This window comes from Pseudomonas sp. B3G-3 (assembly GCF_028640915.1).
In the GTDB taxonomy this organism is placed as follows: Bacteria; Pseudomonadota; Gammaproteobacteria; order Pseudomonadales; family Pseudomonadaceae; genus Aquipseudomonas; species Aquipseudomonas chlororaphis_I.
Genome location: NZ_JAQZAB010000119.1, coordinates 10,990 through 31,704, shown reverse-complemented (window position 1 = coordinate 31,704; position 20,715 = coordinate 10,990). Strand labels below are relative to the sequence as shown.

General features: G+C 66.7%; 15 protein-coding genes. 4 read left to right on the top strand and 11 right to left on the bottom strand.

Annotated features, from left to right (window positions below; translation table 11 throughout):
* The 3 genes from PVZ80_RS23895 to PVZ80_RS23885 all read right to left on the bottom strand — a co-directional run.
* The coding region (locus PVZ80_RS23895; protein ID WP_273864666.1) for an Ig-like domain-containing protein at positions 1-3,174 on the bottom strand (3,174 nt) is incomplete at its 3' end.
* 52 nt (positions 3,175-3,226) lie between these two features.
* Positions 3,227-4,072 (bottom strand): sulfotransferase family protein, encoded by an 846-nt coding sequence (locus tag PVZ80_RS23890; protein ID WP_009046345.1) that lies wholly within the window; start codon positions 4,070-4,072, stop codon positions 3,227-3,229.
* A 228-nt stretch (positions 4,073-4,300) separates the two neighbouring features.
* The gene (locus tag PVZ80_RS23885) at positions 4,301-5,944 is read right to left on the bottom strand and encodes a glycosyltransferase family 39 protein (protein WP_273864665.1); all 1,644 of its coding nucleotides are present in this window, start codon (positions 5,942-5,944) and stop codon (positions 4,301-4,303) included.
* 221 nt (positions 5,945-6,165) lie between these two features.
* Between PVZ80_RS23885 and PVZ80_RS23880 the strand changes: the two genes are divergently transcribed.
* Positions 6,166-6,753 carry a phage tail protein gene (locus PVZ80_RS23880; protein WP_009046343.1) on the top strand — a complete coding sequence of 196 codons (588 nt, stop codon included), beginning with the start codon at positions 6,166-6,168 and terminating at the stop codon, positions 6,751-6,753.
* 53 nt (positions 6,754-6,806) lie between these two features.
* Positions 6,807-7,118: a DUF6916 family protein gene (locus tag PVZ80_RS23875; RefSeq protein ID WP_009046342.1), complete on the top strand. Its 312-nt coding sequence runs from the start codon at positions 6,807-6,809 to the stop codon at positions 7,116-7,118.
* A gap of 60 nt (positions 7,119-7,178) precedes the next feature.
* On the opposite strand, the gene PVZ80_RS23870 is transcribed toward PVZ80_RS23875, so the two are convergent.
* Genes PVZ80_RS23870 through PVZ80_RS23855 form a run of 4 tightly spaced genes read right to left on the bottom strand, consistent with a single transcriptional unit; the run spans position 7,179 to position 11,916 of the window.
* Positions 7,179-7,682 carry a GNAT family N-acetyltransferase gene (locus PVZ80_RS23870; protein WP_009046341.1) on the bottom strand — a complete coding sequence of 168 codons (504 nt, stop codon included), beginning with the start codon at positions 7,680-7,682 and terminating at the stop codon, positions 7,179-7,181.
* Positions 7,683-7,709: 27 nt separating this feature from the next.
* Entirely contained in the window at positions 7,710-9,806 is a 2,097-nt protein-coding gene (locus tag PVZ80_RS23865; protein ID WP_124303335.1) for a biotin/lipoyl-binding protein, read from the bottom strand.
* Positions 9,806-11,125, bottom strand: a complete 1,320-nt coding sequence (locus PVZ80_RS23860; RefSeq protein ID WP_273864664.1) for an efflux RND transporter periplasmic adaptor subunit — start codon at positions 11,123-11,125, stop codon at positions 9,806-9,808. Before PVZ80_RS23860 ends, PVZ80_RS23865 begins: the two co-directional genes overlap by 1 nt.
* On the bottom strand, positions 11,122-11,916 hold the full coding sequence (locus PVZ80_RS23855; RefSeq protein WP_273864663.1) for an efflux RND transporter periplasmic adaptor subunit: 795 nt from the start codon (positions 11,914-11,916) through the stop codon (positions 11,122-11,124). The genes PVZ80_RS23860 and PVZ80_RS23855 overlap by 4 nt, the downstream gene beginning before the upstream one ends.
* A gap of 241 nt (positions 11,917-12,157) precedes the next feature.
* Here PVZ80_RS23855 and PVZ80_RS23850 point away from each other — a divergent pair, with 241 nt between their 5' ends.
* The gene (locus tag PVZ80_RS23850) at positions 12,158-14,329 is read left to right on the top strand and encodes an outer membrane assembly lipoprotein YfiO (RefSeq protein ID WP_273864662.1); all 2,172 of its coding nucleotides are present in this window, start codon (positions 12,158-12,160) and stop codon (positions 14,327-14,329) included.
* 2 nt (positions 14,330-14,331) lie between these two features.
* Complete coding sequence (locus tag PVZ80_RS23845) at positions 14,332-15,051, top strand: DUF3142 domain-containing protein (protein WP_028681500.1); 720 nt, start codon at positions 14,332-14,334, stop codon at positions 15,049-15,051.
* On the opposite strand, the gene PVZ80_RS23840 is transcribed toward PVZ80_RS23845, so the two are convergent.
* The 4 genes from PVZ80_RS23840 to PVZ80_RS23825 all read right to left on the bottom strand — a co-directional run bounded on the left by PVZ80_RS23840 (position 15,014) and on the right by PVZ80_RS23825 (position 20,251).
* The gene (locus PVZ80_RS23840) at positions 15,014-16,483 is read right to left on the bottom strand and encodes an efflux transporter outer membrane subunit (protein ID WP_273864661.1); all 1,470 of its coding nucleotides are present in this window, start codon (positions 16,481-16,483) and stop codon (positions 15,014-15,016) included. The two genes, PVZ80_RS23845 and PVZ80_RS23840, sit on opposite strands and share 38 nt — an antisense overlap.
* Positions 16,480-17,538 carry an HlyD family secretion protein gene (locus PVZ80_RS23835; protein WP_009046334.1) on the bottom strand — a complete coding sequence of 353 codons (1,059 nt, stop codon included), beginning with the start codon at positions 17,536-17,538 and terminating at the stop codon, positions 16,480-16,482. Before PVZ80_RS23835 ends, PVZ80_RS23840 begins: the two co-directional genes overlap by 4 nt.
* 25 nt (positions 17,539-17,563) lie before the next feature.
* The gene (locus tag PVZ80_RS23830; RefSeq protein ID WP_028681498.1) at positions 17,564-19,108 is read right to left on the bottom strand and encodes an MFS transporter; all 1,545 of its coding nucleotides are present in this window, start codon (positions 19,106-19,108) and stop codon (positions 17,564-17,566) included.
* Between the two features lie 225 nt (positions 19,109-19,333).
* Positions 19,334-20,251, bottom strand: a complete 918-nt coding sequence (locus PVZ80_RS23825; RefSeq protein WP_016705090.1) for a LysR family transcriptional regulator — start codon at positions 20,249-20,251, stop codon at positions 19,334-19,336.
* Between the last annotated feature and the right edge of the window lie 464 nt (positions 20,252-20,715).

Genomic DNA, 20,715 nt, shown 5'->3' with positions numbered 1-20,715 from the left:
GTCGGCGTTGGTGAAACCCGTCACCGCTTCGCTGAAGGTGATGGTCACCAGCGAGGTTTCGCCGATTCTCAGCGCGCTGTCGGCGACCACAATGGTCGCGGTCGGCCGCACCGTATCGATGGCGTAATTGTTCGAGTTGGTGGTGCCCAGGCCCAGGTTGCCCACGGCGTTCTGTACGCCGGTGTTGTCCAGGGTAATGACGTTGCTGGTATCGGTAATGCTCGACGTCGGGGTGAAAGTCGCGGTCCAGGTGATGCCGCCGTCGCTGCTGCTCACTGCGGTCAGCGTGCCGTTGGCGATGCTCAGGTCGGCATTGGTGAACCCGGTTACCGCCTCGGAGAAGGTGATGGTCACCAGCGAGGTTTCACCGATGCTCAAGGCATTGTCGGCGACCACGATGGTGGCCGTCGGGTGCGCGGTGTTGATCACGTAGTTGCCCGAATCCGTGGTGCCGCTGCCCGTATTACCGGCCAGGTCGGCAATGCCGGTGTTGTTCAGGGTGATCAGGTTGCTGGCGTCGCTGATGCCATCGGTCGGGGTGAAAGTCGCGGTCCAGGTGATGCCGCCATCGCTGCTGCTCACCGTAGTCAGGGTGCCGTTGGCGATGCTCAGGTCGGCATTGGTGAAGCCGCTGACCGCCTCGCTGAAGGTGATGGTCACCAGGGACGTCTCGCCCGCCGTGAGGGTGCTGTCGGCGACCACGATGGTCGCGGTCGGGCGGACGGTATCGATCGCGTAATTGTTGGAGTCGGTGGTGCCGCTGCCGGCGTTGCCGGCCAGGTCGGCGATGCCGGTGTTGTCCAGGGTAATCAGGTTGGTGGTATCGGTAATGCTGGCGCTCGGGGTGAAGGTGCCGGTCCAGGTGATACCGCCATCGCTGCTGCTCACCGCGGTCAGGGTGCCGTTGGCGATGGTCAGGTCGGCGTTGGTGAAACCCGTCACCGCTTCGCTGAAGGTGATGGTCACCAGCGAGGTTTCACCGACTCGCAAGGCATTGTCCGCGACCACGATGGTCGCGGTCGGCCGGACGGTATCGACCACGTAGTTGTTGGAGTTGGTGGTGCCGACCCCGGCGGTGCCAAGGCCATTGATCACCCCGGTGTTATCCAGGGTGATCACGTTGCTGGTATCGGTGATGCTCGACGTCGGGGTGAAGGTGGCGGTCCAGGTGATGCCGCCATCGCTGCTGCTCACCGCGGTCAAGGTGCCGTTGGCGACGGTCAGGTCGGCGTTGGTGAAACCGGTCACCGCCTCGGAGAAAGTGATGGTCACCAGCGAAGTCTCGCCGATGCTCAACGTGGTATCGGCGACCACTATGGTCGCGGTGGGCGGTGGTGCATAGGCGGTGTTGAGGATGCCGCCGTCGTTGTAGATGGTCGCGAACGAAGTCGGTGAAGTACCGGTCGTGCCCCCCCCCAGCGCCACGCCGCCGGCGCCACTGGCCGCCGCGTTGCCGCTCAGGGCGGCGAAGTTGGCCGCGGTGATCAGGAAGGTGCCCTTGTTCCAGACCGCGCCGACGCCCCGGCCGCCGATCCCGCCGTTGCTGGCGTTGCTGCCTTGGCCGCCACCGCCGCCACCGCCGCCGCCCGCGCCGATGTTGTTGCTGATGGTCGAGGTGCCGATCACCGTGAGGGTGCCGCTGGAGGCGTTGTAGATACCGCCGGCGGCATTGCCGCCCGCGCCGCCGACCTTGTCCCAACCCGCGCCGCCACCACCGCCGCCGATGGAAATCGTGCCGTTGGTGGCCGTGGCGCCGTTGCCGCCGTTACTGTAGTAGGACACGCCCAGACCGCCCGCGCCGCCGGTGCTGGTACCGCCGCGACCGCCCATGTGGGTGGCATCGTAGCCACCGCCATAACCGCCCACGCCAGCGCTGCCAGCCTGGCCGCCCAGCGTGCCGGTGCCGGGGCCGGCGGAGCCACCGTGGCCGCCACCTTGGCCACCCAGCCCGCCGCCACCACCACCGCCACCGCCATAGAACGCGCCGGTGACACCGCCGCCACCGCCGCCGCCCGAAGCCGCGTTGGAGGTCACGGTGACGTTGTTGAGGGTGAGATTGCCGGCGTTGAAAATCCCCCCGGCCATGGCGCCGGTCGCGCCATACCCGCCGTTGCCGCCGTTGCCCGAGACCAGGCCCCGGGTAATCACCAGGCCATCGAGGGTCACGGTACTGCCCGAGGCCACTTCGATGACCCGGGTGCGGTACTGGCCGTCGAGGATTACGTCCGCCGCGCCGTCGTTGTTCAGGTCGCCGTCGATGGTCACGTTCTTGTTGACCAGCAGTTCGGAGGTCAGCTGCACCGTCATGCCGCTGCTGAAGGTGACGATGTCGCCGTTCTGCGCCGACGCCAGCGCCGCCCGCAACGAACCCACACCGGTGTTGGCGTTGTTGGTGGCGGTCCAGGTCGCCAGCCCCCATTGATAATCCTGCATGGCCTGGGTGGACAGCACATTGGCGCTTTCGATGGTGCCGGTGGCGATCTCCAGTTCCCAGTCGCCACCCACACCGGTGCGGTCGCTGGAGGCGGCCACGTCGCGACCGGTCAGTTGCGCCAGCGAATCGACAAAACTCAGGCCGCGTTCGCCCTCGGCGGTGTAGCAGCCGTAGATCAGGATGTCGCCGCCGGCGTTCATGTCCTGGCCGATGTCCGCCAGCACCGAGCTACGCGCCTGGACGTTGTCAGCCGAGAGGTAGCTGTTGCCCAGCCACAGGTCCCCGGCATTGCCGTGGGCGATGATCTGCACCGAACTGACACCCTGATGCTGGTCCAGGTAATCGGCGATCTGCTGCAGGCCATCCTGGTTCGCACCCAGTTGCACCACCTGGGTGCCGGGCGCCAGGCCCTGGAGCAGGCTGTCGGCGTCCTTGACCCGCGAATCGACGAACACCACCGTCAGCCCCGGCACCGCGGTCGGGGTCGGGGTCGCGGCAGGCGCTGCATCGGCCTGGCCGTGGGTGTCCTTGCTGACGCTCGGCTGATCGGCGGCGGTCGGCGTCTTGGCCACCTCCGTGGTGGTGTGGCTGTCCGGCTGGACGGCCTCGGCCACCGTCGCCGCCACCGCGCCGTCGAACAGCATGCGCGGCTCCAGGGGCATGATCATCGGTGAGGCCAGGGCATTCGTCCGCCCGGTGGCCCGCTGATTGACCCGCGACTTGCCTTTGCTCCACCACATGATGCTCACCCGGACTCGAACGTGCTGAAAGGTGCGAATTGAAAAACCGCGGTCAACGGACCGCGGCGTCGGATTTCATGCGAATGACATTGGCGGCGCTGGATGCCCCGTCTTTCCAGAAGGACAGCTGCGCATACTTCTCGAACAGGTCCGGCGGCAGGATGGTGCGCCGCGACTGCAGCGCCACCCGCGCCTTGACCTTGTGCAGGCCCGCGACCCCCAGCGCCTGGTCGAACTCGGGCGCGTCGTAGGCCAGGCTGTCGAAATCGTGTTCGAACCAGGGTTCGCCGATAAAGTCGTAGATCAGCCGCATCACCCGCTCCGGGGCCTGGCTCAGCAGGTCGTAGTCGACGATCAGCATCGAATCGGCGTTTTCGCCGTAGTAGGCCTCTTTCAAGGCCGTCCAGGCATACCCCACCAGGCGGTTGTGCTGGGCCAGGGTTTCGCAGCGGCTGTAGACCGAATTGCGCTCGACCGCATCGCCGAACAGCTTGGTGTTTTCGAAGGGGTTGGCCCGGTACAGCCGTTCCAGGCTGTCCATGACCCAGGCGACATTGCGCACGCAGGCGATGGTCCTGGCCTTGGGAAACAAGTCCTTCAAGGCCGGCAGGCGCGCGCACCACTGGCGGTTGGTATCGAAGATGACCGGTTTGTCGGCCTTGTCGGCGTAGTAGGAGTCGAACAGCCCGCGCAGCAAGCGGCGGCGCATGTCGAGGTCGATGACCGCGCCGAATTCGCTGCCGGCGCTGCATTGTTCGAGGATGCCGCTGAACAGCGCCCCCACCGGGCTGGTCATGCCGGCGTGAAAGCGTGGGTTCTGCAGCAGAATGGCGGACAGCAGGGTCGACCCTGAGCGCGGTAAACCGGAAATAAAATGGAACTGCGGCAATCCCTTCACCCTAGCTATAAGTCCATTTACGGAAAAAGCGTAGTGCAAGGTCAGAAAACCAACAGTGGTGCTTTGATATCAATTCGGAGCAAAACCACAAAAAATCTGTGCTCAAAAAAACAGCAGCCGCTCTGGGACTGAACATGAATCGATTAAGCCGCTGACCGCCCTGAATCCTGCCTTTCGTCACTGACCGGTTCACAAGCCTGTTTTTTTGCAAAAAACCGCCCAAGGCGTCTATCCAGCAGGTTTCCCTGGCTGGCTACACAGCGTTTTCGCCGATGCCTGGCCCTGCACCGTGCCGCACATCAGCAGCAACCGGGCCGTGACCCCGCCAGCAGTGAATTCGCCAGCCTTTCGCCATTGCCCCGGCAGCGGGGCGAACTCATCGGGTTGCTCGGCCGTGCCGATCAGCCAGACGCGACCACTGCCCACCGGCAACGCCGACAGCCGGTCGAGGTAAACCCTGTCGGCCTGCTGGTCGATCAGGGTGCCGAAGCCGTAGGCATTGGGTCGGGTCGAGACCCCGGCGGACGTGGGTGGGGTGTAGAGCAGTGGCTGGACATCGGTACGGTTGTAGTAGACGTAGCTCAGGTACCACAGCAGATCGCTGGTGACGATCCGGTCGCCGGCCACGTAGCGCTGGTTCACGTAGTCCACCAGCACACTGATCTGATCGTTGCTATCCACCGTGGCGTTGTTGTTCAGGCCGACCATCTCGACCCCGCCGAACAGCAACAGGATCGCCAGCGCCAGCACGCGGGCCTGCGCCAGCAGTTGGTCGACCGCAATCGCAAAAATCAGCGGCAAGCCCAGGGCATAGGCCGTCAGGTAGCGCTCGATGAATACCGGCGAAACGAACGACACCGCAAACACCAGCAACAGCGGCAGCGCGGTGTAGACCACCAGCAACCAGTGCCAGCGCCAGGGCGAGCGGTCGCGCCAGGCGAGCATTCCGGCGACGCCCAGCACCAGCAGCGGCAGGCCTGCGAACAGCAGCGGGGAACGGGTTTCGCCATCGTCCTGGGTCAGCAGTTGCCAGATCATCGAGGGCAGCGAGGAAAAGTCCACCGACGGCTCCCAACCCACGTCGCCGCTGGCTTTCAGCTGGTCGATATGTTGCAGCAGGTCCACCAGCCCCGGCAGCCAGGGGGCGAACAGCATGACGATGGCAGCGTTGGCCAGCCACCAGGCCGGCCGGTTGATCGCCCGGCTCGGCGGCGTTGCGTGCAGGCGCAGCAGCAACAGGTACGACCAGTGGGCAAGCACGCAGAGCGCGGTGAAATAGTGGGTGTAGAACGCCGCGCTCATCAGCAGCGTGTAATACACCAGGTAGCGTTGACGCCGGGGCTGCCTGACCCAGTACACCAGGGCGATGGTGGCGCCGAGCAGCCACACCCCCAACAACGCATACATGCGCACTTCCTGGCTGTAGCGCACGGCGGTGGGCAGCAGGGCCAGCAGGAAGCCGGCGAGGACCGCCGCGCGACGGCTGGCGATCTGCGCCACCAGCCACACCCCCAGGCCGACACAGACGATCCCCGGCCAGGCGCTGAAACTGCGAATGGCAAAGATGCCGTCGCCAAACAGCGCGATCCAGCCGCGCAGCAGCATGAAATACAACGGTGGATGCACGTCATGGGCGGCATGCACCCAGAGATCGCTCAGGCCGTAGCGGCTGAGCAACAGGCTGGAGCCTTCATCGCCCCAGATGGCCGCGGCGGTCAGGTTGTAGAAACGGGTGGCCGCCGCCAGCAGCAGGATCGGCGGCAGCCAGTACGCCCGCAGCAGCGCGATCAGACGCTGCGTGTCACGCGTCAGCCGAAGGGCGATGCCCGGCTCGGCCGTACCCAGCAATTGCGGCTCTCTGCGAAACGCCATGAACTTCCCCTGCACCCGCGTTTTACCAGCACAGCATCGCTGTTTATCCGGCCAGACATAAGGCGCCCCATCACCCCGGGCGACTGGCGGAACAGCGTCTACGCTAACCACTGCTGTCAACGAGCCCGCTTGGCGTTCTGACCGTATCGGTCAAGCTGTCAGGCCAGACACCAGGGATCGGCTCAGGGAGTTCCACTGATTAACCTGAAGGATGAAAAACTATGGAAGTGTTCATGGGCACCATTCAAGCTTTTTCCTTTAACTTCCCTCCCAACGGCTGGGCCTCGTGTTACGGCCAGACCCTGGGGATCTCGCAGTACCAGGCGCTGTTTTCGCTGCTGGGCACCTACTACGGCGGCAACGGCACCACCAACTTCCAGTTGCCGAACCTGCAAGGGCGCCTGCCCATCGGCCAGGGCAACGGGCTGGGCCTGACGCCCCGGGTGATCGGCGAAGTTTCCGGCACCGAAAACGTCACCCCCACCCTCAACAACCTGCCTGCCCACACCCATACCCTCGCCGGCCTGAACGCCGCCACCACGCTGCAACTGGCCAACCCCGCCAGCAACCCGGCCAGTACCCCGACGGCCACCAACTCGTTCATCGGCACCTCCGGCGGCGGGCCGGGCACCGCCACCATCTACTCCGACAAGCAAGGCACCACGCCCGTGCCGCTCCAGGGGGTCAACACCACGATCACCGGCACCATCTCGCCCGCCGGCAACGGGCTGCCGCTGCCAGTGATGAACCCGTTCCTGGTGATCAACTTCAGCGTGGCCCTGAACGGCCTGTTCCCATCGCGCAATTGACGTTCGCGCCGGGGGACATTCCCCCGGCCCTTTTTCCAGCCAGGAGTGGCGCCATGCTGCATCTGCTGCAAAGTGAGCATTTCCAGCCCTTGCTGGGGCAAACCTGCAATCTGTTGCTACCGGACGGCAGCGTCTTGCTGGTCCATATCGAGTCCATCAAGGACACCCCCCAGGCCCGCATGCCGAACAGCGCGCGCATGCCCTTCTGCGTCGAGCTCAACAGCCTGGAGCCGACAGAGTTCGTCGACGGCCTGTGCGACCTGGAACTGCCCGGCGTCGGCCATCTGCAAGACATGTTCGTGTCGCGGGTGCCAGCCCTGGGCCGCGACCCGACGCTGGGCTATTTCTATATCGCCTTCAACTGAACCGGGCGTGCCTGGCGGCATTGCCCCAGGCACTGGCTCGAATCCGCCGGGTTGCGCCGCTCAGCCGCGCGGGCCGGGATACCACACCAGCCGCTCGGCCGCCGGGTTGGCTTCCTCGACCTGAAACCCCAGCGCCAGGTAATGCCGGCGCGCATGGGGGTTGCTGGCCCAGACCACCGTGGCCACCGGGCAGCGCACCTGTTCGGCGGCCTTCTGCACGCCCCGCAGCACGGTGCGCCCGTAGCCGCGACCGCGGGCGGCCGGAATGAACGCCAGGTACAGCACGCGGATTTCATTGGGGCCGAAATCGGTGGTCAAGGCACCGATGGCGCTGCCGAGTTTTTCGATCACGTAGTGCATGGCGCCGGGGAAGTTCTCCCCCGCGCCCTGCTCCTGGACCTGGAACTGCTGGGCGATCACCTGCTCGATCTGCTCCTGCTCGCCATCGATCCATTGCAGATCGCTGCGCGCCGAACGGTAAAGACTTTGCAGGAACGGTCCGTCAGTGGGCCGCGACGGACGTACCACCAGGCCATCGGACATGGCTGAATCCTTATGCAACATATGCGTTCTCCCTGAACATTCCTTGTCTCAGAACCCGCTTTCCCTCACGCCGAGCGCCGCCAGGCGCCGCCAGGCCGTGCCCAGCAGCGACTCGCCACGCCCCTGCAACACCACCACGCCGCGCAATGGCTGGCTCGGGGTGACGCTGGCGTCGAGCACCTTGAGCCGCGCGCCGTACTGCGCCTGGACCGGTTCGGCGCGGCGGTTTTCATCGCGGCGCACGGCAATCGGCCCATGGTGATCGGAAGTCAGTGCCTCCTGGTCGATATAAGCCACGCCGTTGGTGTCGACTTCGGTCAGTTGCACCTCGAGCGCCGGGTGCATCGGGTCGTCGGCGATAAAGCGCCCCGTGGCCCCCGGCGCGACGCGCCACAGGTCGGCCTCGGCAAGGAAGCCGCGCAAGCGCGCCCCCGGCTCGACCACCCGGGCCAGCGGATCCTTGGGCGATACCCAGCGGCCCACCTGCAGTTGCGGCAGCAGGTCGCGCAACTGGCCGCCTTCGGGCGCGCGCAGCAGCAGGCGCTCGCGTTGCGCCGACAGGCCGCGGTACTCGGCCACGGCCTCAGCCAGTTGCTGCTCGACAACCCCGGCGTCGGCCGCGGTCTCGCTGCGCCCGGCACGGCGGCGCATCTGCAGTTGCTGGATCTCGATTTCCCGCCGCGCGATGGCCTGGCGCGACGCCAGGTCCGGGGACTCGAGTTCCACCAGCACCTGGCCCTTGCTCACCGCCTGGCCGTCGCTGACATTGAGCTGCCGGACCCGCGCCGCCACCGGCGCATGCAAGGCGCTGGCGCGTCCGGCCTCGAGCATCGCCGGCACCTCCACCGAGCTGCGCCAGGGCACCGCCACCAGCAACAGCGCCGCCACCAGCCCCAGGCTGCTGAGCAATACTCGCGGCGCATCGGCCTGTTCGCGGCGTGTCCACCATTCGCGCCACTCGCGCACGATGGGCAAAAAGATGAACCACACCAACTCGACCAGCATCAGGAAGATGCCCAGCAGCTTGAAAAACAGGTGGTACACCGCCAGCGCAATCCCGAAAAACAGCACCGCGCGCCACAGCCACGAGCCATAACCCCACCACAGCAGGCGCCGCTGCATGGCCGGCGACCAGGGCTCCGGTGCGGGCTGCCGGTAGCCGAACAAAGCCTCGCGCAGGCGCCAGCGACAGAGGGCGAAGGCCCGCCCCTGGAGGTTGTCCACCTCCCAGAAATCGCTGAGCAGAAAATAGCCATCGAAACGCATGAAGGGGTTCAGGTTGATCACCAGGGTGGTGATCCAGGTCGCGCTGGCGAGCATGAAGGCCGCGGTGCGTGCCGGGCCGTCCGGCAGCAGTGACCAGGCCAGCAGGGCGATGCTGGCCAGCAGCAGCTCGGCCAGCACGCCGCCGGCGCCGATCAGCAGGCGCGCGCGACGATCGTTGACTCGCCAGGCATCGCTGACGTCGGTGTAGAACATCGGCAGCAGCACCATGAACGCCACCCCCATGCTCTGCACCCGGCAACCGGCGCGCTTGGCCATGAAGGCGTGGCCGAACTCATGGCACAGCTTGGCGAAGAACAGCGCCACGCCGAACGCCAGGGCACCACCGAGGCTGAACAGGTGGGGAAAGGTCGCCAGGAAGCGCTGCCAGTCCCGCGATACCAGGAACACTCCCAGCCCCAGGGTCAGCGGCAAGCCGTAGCGCAACAGCCCCGGCCCGAACCGCGCCAGCCACGGCCAGGCACGATTGAGAAAGGCGTCCGGGCGCCACAGCGGGATACGAAAGAACAGGTATTGGTGCAGCAGCACCTGCCAGAGGCTCTGGTGCTGGGCGGCGGCCTTGAGGTCATAGCTGGCGCGCTGTTGCGGATCGAGGGCGGTGATCAGGTCGTGACTGCGTAGAAAGCCCAGCAATTCATCCAGTTCCGCGCCGCCCAGGGGCAGCCCCGGCTCACGATTGGCGGCGCGCAGCACCTGCCCGGCGTCCCCCAGGGACCAGTGCCTGAGCAAACGCATCGCCGCCGCGCCGAGCTTGAAATAACGACCGCGCACCGGGTCGGCCAGGGTCCAGCGCGGCGAACCGTCCAGCGCCGGCGCCGCTGCCGACAGCTGCAAGTCCGCGCGCAGGCTCGGCAGGTCCATTACAAACCCACGCTCTGCCGCAGACCGGCCAGGGGCCGACGCAGCAGGTACAGCGCCAGCGGTGCGCGCTCACCAAAGAGCTTGGCCGTGCCGCGCAGGCCAATCCGCGGCGGTGCCTCGCGAAAGCGCGCATCGAGGCGGTAAGCCAGTTGCCCGCCCGGCGTCGGCTGCGCCTCGTAGGCCGCCCGTTCGAGGCTGGCCAGATGGCGCTGCAACGGGTCGCTGTCGAGAAACAGCGCCACCTGCGCGCCGGGCTCCAGGGCAATGGCGTCGCCCACGGCCAGTTCGATGCGCAACTCGGCCTGGCTCGGGTCGGCGATTTCCATGAGGCGCTCGCCGGTCTGCACCGGTTTGCCGGTCCAGCGCTCGGCGTCGGCGAACACCGCGATGCCATCCCGTTCGGCGCGCACTTCGCTGCGCTTGAGCAGCTCGCGGGCGTAATCGCGTTCGGCGCGTTTCTGCTCGACCCGGGCCGCCAGCAGGTCGATCTTCGAGCTGGATTCGGCATCGGCAAAGGCCCGCTGGGAATTGGCCTTCAATTCCGCCTCGGCCACGCCCAGGGCGCGGGCGGCGACATCGGCCTGGGCGTTGAGGGTGGTGTTTTCGAAACGCAGCAGCAGGTCGCCGGTTTTCACCGTCTGGTTGGGCTTGACCAGGAACTCGGCGATCACCCCGTCCAGCGGCGCCGCCACCACACGCCCGCCCAACGGCACCACTTCGGCCGGCGCCAGCACCGATTGCCGGACCGGAATCAGCAGGCCCAGCAACACCACCGCCAGCAGCGCCAGCCGGCGTTGGCGATTCCAGCGCAGGCGCCACGGTTTGCGCGGCTGCAGCGCCAGCCAGGCGTGGCTGTAGGTGTCCCCCAGTTGCGCCAGCAGCACCTGTTCGGAAGGGTTCCACGGCGTGTCGCGGGCCAGCCACAGGCCGCCAAAGACTGCGCCCTGGCGATCGATCAGCGGCAACCAGAACACCTCGGCCGCCGACAGGCTCTGCCAGTCGGCCCGCACCGGGGCACTCAATTGCTCGGCCGCGATCACCCGCGCCTGCTGCACGAGTTCGAGCCTGAACAGCTGGGTCACCGCCTGTTCGACGAAAGCCACGAAGGGCGCATTCGGGTCGAGCGCGCTGACGCCGGTCACCGCGCGGACCTTGCCGGCGATCACCAGCGCTGCGTGGCGAAAGCCGAACAGCGCCTGGCCGTCGTTGACCAGGCTGTAGGCCAGTTGCTCGACGGTACGCGCGGCACGGGTCTGACGCTCCAGGTCAAGGAACCGAGCGAAGACCTGCTCGGCGGCGCCCGCTACCGGTGCGTTCATTTGAGCTCCGCGAACCGCGCCGTGCCGCTCATGCCCGCCAGCAGGCCCTCGGCGTTGGGCACGGCCGCCACCAGCAGCAGCGTCTGGCTGCCCTCGTCGATCCGCGCGCCGAGGCGCTTGACCGTGGCGGCCAGCGGCTTGCCGGTTTCATCGGGGACGAAGCTGAAGGTCTGCCCGGCCTTGAGCTTGCCCATCCAGCTCGACGGCACCAGCAGGTGGATTTCCAGGGAACGGTTGTCGACGATTTCCAGCAAGGGCGAGCCGGCCGTCACGCTTTCGTAGCGTTGCACCTTGCGTTCCACCACCTGCCCGTCGAACGGTGCGACCACGCTGCAACGCTTGACCTGCACCTGATAGACCTGGGATTGCGCCTGGGTCTCGGAGACCTTGGCCGCGGCCCGCGCCACTTCGAAGCGGCCGACCGAGTTGAGCGAAGCCAATTGGCGGTTGTGCGCCAGCTCTTCGTTGGCGCCGCGGCTGGCGGCCTGAGCGGCATTGAGCTGGGCCTGGTAGGCCGAGCAATCGAAGCGGGCCAGCACGTCGCCTTTCTTGAAGGACTCGCCTTCGCTGTAGGGCAACTCGACGATGCGCCCGGACAGTTCGCCGGCCAATACCGCCTGATCCTTGGCCCGCAGCACGCCTCGCGCTTCGCTGCCGCTCGCCACGGCGGCGCCGGCAGCACTGTCATTGAGCAGTGGATCGTCTGGTGCAGGTGTTTGCGCCTGGGCCACGCACACCAGGCAGGTCAATCCGAATCCCAATCCCAATCCCAATCCATGAAATCGCCGCATAACCGTAACTCCCTGACGGATGGGCGGAGTCTAAGACAGCAAGCACAAGCGTCAAGCAAATGGCCACTATCTTTATCGATCCCGACAACGGCATCGAATGCCCGCCTGACAGCATAGATGCCTTGTCCGGCGCGGCGTATATCGGGTCGTGTGGGTATTTTAGATGCCCGCGAATGCCTTCTGTATGATTTGCGCCACACTTGGACCTTCGGCTCCCATAGTTTCGGATTAAGGACAATTCATGCGTATCGGTCTTTTGTCGTCTTTGACACTGGCGCTCGGCGCCCTCCTCTGCAATCAGGCCCAGGCCAGCTCCGACGATTCCTGTTACCCGCGCTGGACCCTGCTCAAAAAAAACCTCGAAGGCTGCAGCAGCCTGCCGTTTCTCAACCCGGGCAACGACAGCCGGGTGAACCTGCGCCTGTTGCTGGCCGACAGCGGCACCTTGCCCCTGGCGCCGAAAGCGCTGGACGCCGACGACCTGGCCGAAGGGTATGGGCCGGTGCCGTTTTCGGTGTCTCGCCTGAACCCGGCGCCCGGCCCCGAAGCGGCGGATGCACCGGCAGCCAGCGCCGACACTGACCTCAACGGCCGCCTGGAAGCCTTGCAGGTGGTGCGCGAAGCGCCTCAGGCGGCCGGCGATGCGTTTCTGTCCGGCGAAGGCAGCCGCTGCCGCAGCAACTCGGACGCCAGCGCCCAGGTGTTTGTCGACCAACTGATTGCCGCCGACCTGCCAGACAGCGAGCGCCAGGCGCTGGCGCAAAGCCGGGTCAAGCTGCTCGCCGCCTGCAGCTGGGACAACCCGCAACTGGCCAGCCTGTTGCCAACCAATCTGCAGACCTCGCTGGGCAAGGGTTTCGCCACTTATCTACAGGCCGCCGGCGACTTCTACAGTGGCCGCTTCAGCGAGGCCGGCGCGGCTTTCGCCACGCTCAAGGACAGCCCGAATACCTGGCTGAAAGAAACCGCGCTGTACATGAACGCCCGCACGGCCCTCAACAGCGCCCAGCAAAACGCCTTCGACGAATACGGCATGCCCGCGCTCGAGCATGTGGATAAGTCCACGCTGCAACAGGCCGAAGCCGGCTTCGACAGCTACCTGCAAACTTATCCACAGGGCGCCTACGCCGCTTCGGCCAAGGGCCTGCTGCGCCGGGTGCACTGGCTGGACGGCAATCCGGACAAGCTGGCCGCCGACTACGCCTGGCAGATGACCCAGGCCAAGGACGAGCAGCGCAACCTGTCGCTGAACGATCTGGTGGAAGAAGTCGACACCAAGCTGCTGATGGTCAACCGCAACCCGGTCAGCACCCCGCTGTTGCTGGCGGTCAACGACCTGATGTGGATGCGCGAGCACGCCGAAGGCCGGCTGACCCGCGAGGCCTTGCAGCAACAGAAGGCGGTCTTCGCCGCACAACCGGCGCTGCACGACTACCTGCTGGCGGCCTTCGCCCTGTATGTGGACAACAACCCGGACGCCGCGCTGAAACTGCTGCCCAGCGAGCTGCCCGCCAACCTCGACTACCTCGCCTTCAGCCAGCAGACCCTGCGCGGCCTGGCCCTGGAAGCGCAGAACGACGGCCCGGGCGCCCAGGCCCTGTGGCTGCAACTGCTGCCCCTGGCCAAGCAACCGCTGCAACGGGAACAGCTGGAGCTGGCCCTGGCGATGAACTACGAACGCAACCAGCAACTGGCCAAGGTGTTCGCCGCCGACTCGCCGATCAAAAGCCCACAGGTGCGTTTCACCCTGCTGCGCAACGTGGCCGATGCCACGCTGCTGCGCCAGCAGATCAGCCAGGCCGCCGACCCGGTAGAGCGCAACACCGCGCAGTTCGTGCTGCTCTACAAGGACCTGCTGCGCAGCCAGTACGCGGCCTTCGCCAGCGACCTCAAGCAACTGCCGGCCAGCGCCCCTGAAGACAAGCTCGGCTACAGCCTGGGTTACGTCTACAGCGACGGCCAGTCGCTCAAGCTGTTCCAGTGGAGCGGCGACAAGGCCGAGTCCGGCTACACCTGCCCGAGCATCGCGCAAACCGCGGCGGCCCTGGAGACGGATGGGAAAAACCCGCAAGGCCTGAACTGCTTCGGTGAGTTCATCCTGCGCAACGGCCTGGACGGCATGCCGCTGGACAGCCAGCCCGACAAGCAATCCCTGGGCGGTACGGAATCGGCCTTCAAGGGCGAGCTGTTCTCCCGCCTCGACGGCTACAAACAGGTGATCGCCAACAGCAAGGCGCCGCGCGACGACCGCGCCTACGCCCTGTACCGCGCCATCAACTGCTACGCGCCCTCGGGCTACAACAGCTGTGGCGGCAAGGACGTCGAACCGGCAGTACGCAAGGCCTGGTTCCGCCAGCTCAAAGGCACCTTCGCCGACACCCAGTGGGGCAAGTCGCTGCAGTACTACTGGTAAGCATGAGCGGTTTCTGGAAATGCCTGCTGCCGGTCTGGCTGTTGCTGACCGGCAGTGCCCAGGCAGCGGTCGACGCCCGCGACCACCAGGCCTTCTGGCTGTGGAGCGGCGTCGCTCCGCAGCCGGTGCTGAACCAGGCCAAGACCCTGTACATCCTGCAAGGACAGATCAGCCGCTCGCGTCGCGACCCGAGCGGCAACGTGCACTTCATCGCCCAGGGCATGGCCATTCCGCGCCTGCGCCAGGGCGAGGTCTGGGTGGTCTACCGTGCGCACACCCTGCACTGGCCGGAGCCGGTCTACCGCCAGCTGCTGGGCCAGGTGCAGCGCTGGCAGCAGGCCGGCAACCCGGTGGTCGGGATCCAGATCGATTTCGACGCCCGCACCCGCTACCTCGAGGAATACAGCAGCTTCCTGCGCGACCTGCGCCAGCGCCTGCCCGCGCAGTACCGCCTGAGCATCACCGGCCTGATGGACTGGAGCAGCAACGCCAACCCCGAGGCCATCGCCGGCCTCAAGGGCATCATCGACGAAGTAGTGGTGCAGACCTACCAGGGCCGCCACAGCATTCCCAACTACGCCGCCTACCTGCCCCGCCTCGACCGCATGGGCCTGCCGTTCAAGGTGGGCCTGATCCAGGGCGGCGAATGGCAGGAACCGGACTACCTGAAAGACAGCCCGTGGTTCAGGGGGTATGTGGTGTTTTTGCAGAATCCGCGCTAGCCAACGGATACACCGACTCCCAGCCACCACCCAGCGCCTTGTACAGGCCGACCATGGCCAGGGAAACGCCGGTCGAGCTTTCCACCAGTTGTTCCTGGGTGGCGAGCAGGGCGCCCTGGACGGTGAGGACGTTGACGAAGTCCACCACGCCTTCGACGTATTGCTGTTGCGCAGTGCGCAGGGCGATCTGGTTCTGCCGCACGGCTTCGGCGAGGCTGTCGCGGCGCAGCTGGCTGCTGTTGTAGCGGGTCAGCTGGTCGTCGATTTCATGCCAGGCGCGCAGCACGGTCTGCTGGTAGGCGACGGCCGCTTCCTGCTGCTGGGCTTCACGCAGGTGCAGCATGCCGCGCAGGCGGCCGCCGTCGAACAGCGGCAGGCTGAACTGCGGGCCGATACCGAACTGGCGCGAGCCCCAGGAGCCGAAATCCGACAGCTGCATGGCCTGGGAGCCGAAGTTGCCCGACAGGGTGATGCGCGGATAAAAATCGCCCTTGGCCACGCCGATGCTGGCGGTGGCGGCATGCAGGCGTGCTTCGGCCTGACGGATGTCCGGACGGCGTTCGGCCAGTTGCGACGGCAGGCCGATGGCGACCTGGCTCGGGGTTTGCGGCACCGGCGCATCCGCCGCCAGTTCCGCGTGCAGGGCCTGGGGCGGCTCGCCCATCAGCAGGCTCAGGGCATTGATCAGTTGCGCCTGGCGCTGCTGCAAGGCCGGCAGTTGCGACTCGATGGTCGCCACCTGCGCGGCAGCTTCGGCGACGTCCAGGTCGGTGGCCACGCCATCGGCCAGGCGCAGTTGCGAGAGCTTGAGGCTGTGGCGGGCGACGTCGAGGTTCTGCTCGGTCACCGCGCGGGTGCTCTGCACGCCGCGCAGCTGGATGTAGTCCTGGGCGGTCTCGGCCAATACCGACAACAGCACCCCGCGCCGATCGTTTTCCGCGACTTCCAGGGTCGCGTCGGCGGCCTCGGTTTCGCGCCGCACGCGGCCCCAGAAGTCCAGCTCCCAGGACGCCGAGAAGCCGGCGTCCCACAGGTTGAAGGCGGACTTGCCTTCGTGACCCGACGGGTCGTTCAGGCCTTCGCCGCTGTTGCGTTTGCGCGCGTAGCCGCCGCTGGCGTTGCTGGTCGGATAACGCTCGGCGGTGATCACCTGGCGCGCCGCGCGGCTCTGTTGCAGGCGGCTGGTGGCCAGTTGCAGATCGAGGTTGTCGGTCAGCACGCGCCGGCTCAGGGCCGACAGCTGCGGATCGTTGAAGACATCCCACCAGCGCTCGTCCAGGGGGCTGGTCACCACCTGGCTCGGCGCGGCCTTTTGCGGGCTGGCCCAGGCCTCGACCCGCGGCCCTGCTGGGCGCTGGAAGTCCGGGCCGACAGTGCAGGCGGCCAGGGACAACAGGCCCAGGGCGAATACCGGCTGGAGCAGACGACTCATCGCTTCGCCACCTCACGCACGGAACTGGCCTTGCCCAGGGTATCGACGCTCGCTTCCACCGACATCCCGACCCGCAGGCGCTCGGCCATGGGCTGGCCAGGTTCCAGCAGGATCTTCACCGGAATGCGCTGCACCACCTTGGTGAAGTTGCCGGTGGCGTTGTCCGGCTTGACCGCGGCGAAGGTCACCCCGGTGGCCGGCGCCAGGCTCTCGACCCGGCCGCGCAGGGTTTCGCCGTCCAGGCTGTCGACCCGCACTGCGACCGGCTGCCCGGGGTGCATGCGGGCCAGCTGGGTTTCCTGGAAGTTGGCCACCACATAGGCCTGCTCCAGCGGCACCACGGCGAGGATTTTGCTGCCCGGCGTGACATAGGCGCCGACCCGCACCGCGCGCTCGCCGACCATGCCGTCCACCGGCGCGACGATGCGCGTGTAGGACAGCTCGTAGCTGGCCATTTCCAGGGCCGCCTGGGCGCGCTTCAGCCCGCCCTCGGCGGCGTCGCGCTGGGCGGTGAGGATCTCCACCTGCTTGCGTTCCGCCGCCAGCGCCGCGGTGGCCGTGGCCAGCCGCGCGCTGGCCTGGTCGATGCGGGTCCTGGCCTGCTGGGCATTCTGCACCGTGCCGGCGCCGACCCCGGCCAGGTGGTTGTAGCGGTTCAGTTCATGTTCGGCGAAGGCCATTTCCGCCCGCGCGGCCACCACCGAGGCCTGGGCCTGGGCGATCACCGAGCTTTGCCGGTCGAGGGTGGCGCGGGCGTTCTGCAACTGCGCCTTGGCCACCAGGGTTTCGGCGTCCGCCGCCTGTGCTGCGGCACGCAGGTCGCGATCGTCGATCAGCGCCAGCAACTGGCCGGCCTTGACCCGCTGGTTGTCTTCCACCAGCACTTCCTTGATGAAACCCGCCACGCGCGGGGCCACCAGGGTGTAGTCGGCGCTCACGAAGGCGTCGTTGGTGGTCTGCTCGGTGGCCTTGCCGGTGACCAGATACACCAGCACGCCCAGGACCGCGACCGCCGCCACGCTGACGGCGATTTTGTGTTTGATGTGGATCGTCATAAAAACCTTCTGTCTCAGTGAACGTTCAAGTCGGCGCGCGTGGCGGATAGATCCGCGTCGGCAGCCAGAAAATCAGCAGGATCAGGGCCGCCGCCACGCCAGCCATGACGTAGTAGAGGTCGGCGGAGGTCAGCACCACGGCCTGGCGGTGCAGGCGCTGGGCGAGGTTGCTGGCGTCGATGGCGCTCAGCGGCGAGTTGCCGAGGCTGTCCACCAGCATGGTCGAGTGAAAGTGCAGGCGGTGGGTGGTCAGGGCATCCAGCACGCCGGTGGCGATCACCGCCGCCAGGCCCTTCACGGTGTTGAACCAGGCGGAAGCGAACGGCCCCTCGATCGGCTGGATACTGCCGGTGGAGAGCATCAGCAGCGGCAGCACCGCCATCGGCTGGCCGAAGATCTGCAGCAGTTGCAGCACGTAGAAATCGTCGCGGATCCACGCCGAGGTCAGTTGCGTGCCGCCCAGGCACGACAGCACCAGCATCGTCAGGCCGATGCCCAGCACCCAGCGGCAATCGACCCAGCGCAGGTTGCACAGGGCCGCCACCAGCGGCAGCGCGATCAACTGCGGCAGGGCCATCACCAGCATCACCGGGGCGGTCTGCAACGGCCGGTAGCCCTGGACCTGGGCCAGGAAGCTGGACGGAATGATGATCACCGCGGTCAGCACCACCAGCACCCCGGCCAGGGTCAGCAGGGCGAACGACAGGTTGCGGATGCCGAGCATCTGCAACTTGAAGAACGGGATCGGCTGCGACCATTCGTTGATCAGGAACAGCACCAGCAACAACCCGCCGCCGCCCAGCAGCAGGCAGATCAGCGGCGAGCCGAACCAGTCCAGGCGGTTGCCCTGCAGGATACCGATCACCAGCATGCAGATCGCCGGAAACCCCAGCAGCAGGCCGCGCCAGTTGAAGGCCTTGAGGCGTTCCAGGCGCAGCGGGTCCTGGGGCAGGCCGTAGGCCACCGCGAGCATCGCCAGCAAGCAGGGCGCCACCACCTGCCAGAACGCCCACTGCCAGCCGACGTATTCGGTCCACAGGGCGGCCAGCGGCGTGCCCAGGCTCGGGCCGAAGGTGGCGGTCAGGGCATAGCCGGCCAGGCCGTAGAGCTTGACGTTGGCCGGCAGGAACCGCAGGGCCACGGTCATCAGCATCGGCGGCAGCGCGCCGCCGGCCAGCCCCTGCACGGTGCGCAGCAGCAACAGGCTGTGGTAGTTCGGGGCGAACGGACAGAGCACGCCCAGCACGGTGAACAGGGCGATGGCGCAGAGGGTGAAACGCCGCAGCGAGAAGGTCACCGAGCACCAGGGCGCGAAGGCCATGGCCGCCACCGACGTGGCGGTATAGCTGGCCACCAGCCAGGTGCCTTCGTCGTAGCCGATGGCCAGGGCGCCACGGATATCGGCCAGGGCGATCTTGGTCACCATCTCGTTGAGGCCCGACACCAGCACCGCCAGCAATACGCCGAGCAGGCCGATGATGATTCGCGGGCCGAAGACCGCGGGGCTGGCAGCTGCCGGTTTGCTGGCCCCTTCAACGGGTGCCGGCACAGCCACGGCGAGGGAACTCATGAAGGGAACGACTCCGATGGAAATACCGAAGCAGTTTAAAAAGCCCGACAGCTGACGAAAACTGACTTATCGACAGCTTATAAGTGCATCAGACACAACTATTGGATGGCTCTTTGATTCTGTAGGAGCGAGGCTTGCCCGCGATGAACGATAACGCGGTGCAGCAGGTTAACCGTGGCGTGCCTATCGCGGGCAAGCCTCGCTCCTACGGGATATTGGGTGTTTTCAGGGCTGGGCGGCGTGCCAGGTTTCGTTGCAGGAGGCGCGCAGGGTCTCGCGGAACCATTTGTGCGCCGGGTCCTTGTCGTAGCGCGGGTGCCAGGCCTGGGTCAGCACCAGGGTCGGCAGGGGAATCGGCAAGGCGAAGGAACGCAGGTGCAGGCCCAGGCGCGACACGCTGAGCAGGGTTTCCTTGGGCACCGGCAGGATCAGGTCGGAATCTGGCAGCATGAACATCGCGGCATGGAAGCTCGGCGCGATCAGCGGCACCCGGCGCTCCAGCCCCAGGTCGCCGAGCGCCGCGTCGATCGGCCCACGGGCGATGCCGCGCCGGGACATGCTGATGTGCGGGAAGGCGGCAAAACGCTCGGCGGTGATCTCCTCGTCGAGCAACGGATGATGCTCGCGCACCAGGCCGACAAAGGTGGTGGAAAACAGGTTCTGCACCTTCACTTCCGGGGTCAGCGGCCGGGTATTGCTGATGCGCAGGTCGATCCGTCCTTCGCGCAGGGCCTCGTCGTCGCCATCGCCTTCGGGGACGAAACGCAGTTCGCAATGGGGCGCCTGGCGCTCCAGGGTGTCGATCAGGCGGCCACCATAGACGCCGACGAAGAAGTCGTTGGCGCGCACGTTGAAGCGCCGGCGCAGGGTGCTGAGGTCGACCTGATCGCCGGAGCGGAACACCAGCGCCGCCTGCTCCACCAGGTCGCGTACCTGGCCGCGCAGTTCCAGGGCCTTGGGCGTGGGCACCAGGCCACGGCCGGCGCGCACCAGGATCGGGTCGCCCAGCGCCTCGCGGATCCGCGTGAGGGTCCGGCTCATGGCCGCCGGGCTGAGGTTCATGCGCCGCGCCGCGCCGACCACGCTGCCCTCGTCGAGCAGGGCGTCGAGGGCGACCAGAAGGTTCATGTCCGGGAGTTGCATGCTGAGCACTCGTGGCTGATCGGGAATGAGTCAGGCGCAATGTTAGCAAGGTCATTTCAGTCAGGGACACCACTCTGTAGCCGCTGCCGCAGGCTGCGATCGAGGACGAAGTCCTCGTCAGATCGGCGCATGCGGTGTGCCAGGCAGAATGAGCCGTCAGGTTTTGCGGCCCCTGCGGTGCCGATCGCAGCCTCGCGGGCTCGGCAGCGGCTACAGGATCGTGGAGGGCAGTTCAGTCAGGGACACCACTCTGTAGCCCCTGCCGCAGGCTGCGATCGAGGACGAAGTCCTCGCCAGACCGGCGCATGCGGTGTGCCAGGCGGAACGTGCTGTCAGGTTTTGCGGCCCCTGCGGGGCCGATCGCAGCCTCGCGGGCTCGGCAGCGGCTACGGGATCGTGGGGGCCGTTCAACCATGGACACCGCTCTGTGTAGCCGCTGCCGCAGGCTGCGATCGAGGACGAAG

Coding starts and splice junctions, on each gene's coding strand:
- PVZ80_RS23850 (WP_273864662.1), top strand. CDS start 12,158: ATGCGTATCGGTCTTTTGTCGTCTTTGACACTGGCGCTCGGCGCCCTC.
- PVZ80_RS23835 (WP_009046334.1), bottom strand. CDS start 17,538: ATGACGATCCACATCAAACACAAAATCGCCGTCAGCGTGGCGGCGGTC.
- PVZ80_RS23870 (WP_009046341.1), bottom strand. CDS start 7,682: ATGTTGCATAAGGATTCAGCCATGTCCGATGGCCTGGTGGTACGTCCG.
- PVZ80_RS23855 (WP_273864663.1), bottom strand. CDS start 11,916: ATGCGGCGATTTCATGGATTGGGATTGGGATTGGGATTCGGATTGACC.
- PVZ80_RS23860 (WP_273864664.1), bottom strand. CDS start 11,125: ATGAACGCACCGGTAGCGGGCGCCGCCGAGCAGGTCTTCGCTCGGTTC.
- PVZ80_RS23885 (WP_273864665.1), bottom strand. CDS start 5,944: ATGGCGTTTCGCAGAGAGCCGCAATTGCTGGGTACGGCCGAGCCGGGC.
- PVZ80_RS23830 (WP_028681498.1), bottom strand. CDS start 19,108: ATGAGTTCCCTCGCCGTGGCTGTGCCGGCACCCGTTGAAGGGGCCAGC.
- PVZ80_RS23825 (WP_016705090.1), bottom strand. CDS start 20,251: ATGCAACTCCCGGACATGAACCTTCTGGTCGCCCTCGACGCCCTGCTC.
- PVZ80_RS23875 (WP_009046342.1), top strand. CDS start 6,807: ATGCTGCATCTGCTGCAAAGTGAGCATTTCCAGCCCTTGCTGGGGCAA.
- PVZ80_RS23840 (WP_273864661.1), bottom strand. CDS start 16,483: ATGAGTCGTCTGCTCCAGCCGGTATTCGCCCTGGGCCTGTTGTCCCTG.
- PVZ80_RS23845 (WP_028681500.1), top strand. CDS start 14,332: ATGAGCGGTTTCTGGAAATGCCTGCTGCCGGTCTGGCTGTTGCTGACC.
- PVZ80_RS23865 (WP_124303335.1), bottom strand. CDS start 9,806: ATGGACCTGCCGAGCCTGCGCGCGGACTTGCAGCTGTCGGCAGCGGCG.
- PVZ80_RS23880 (WP_009046343.1), top strand. CDS start 6,166: ATGGAAGTGTTCATGGGCACCATTCAAGCTTTTTCCTTTAACTTCCCT.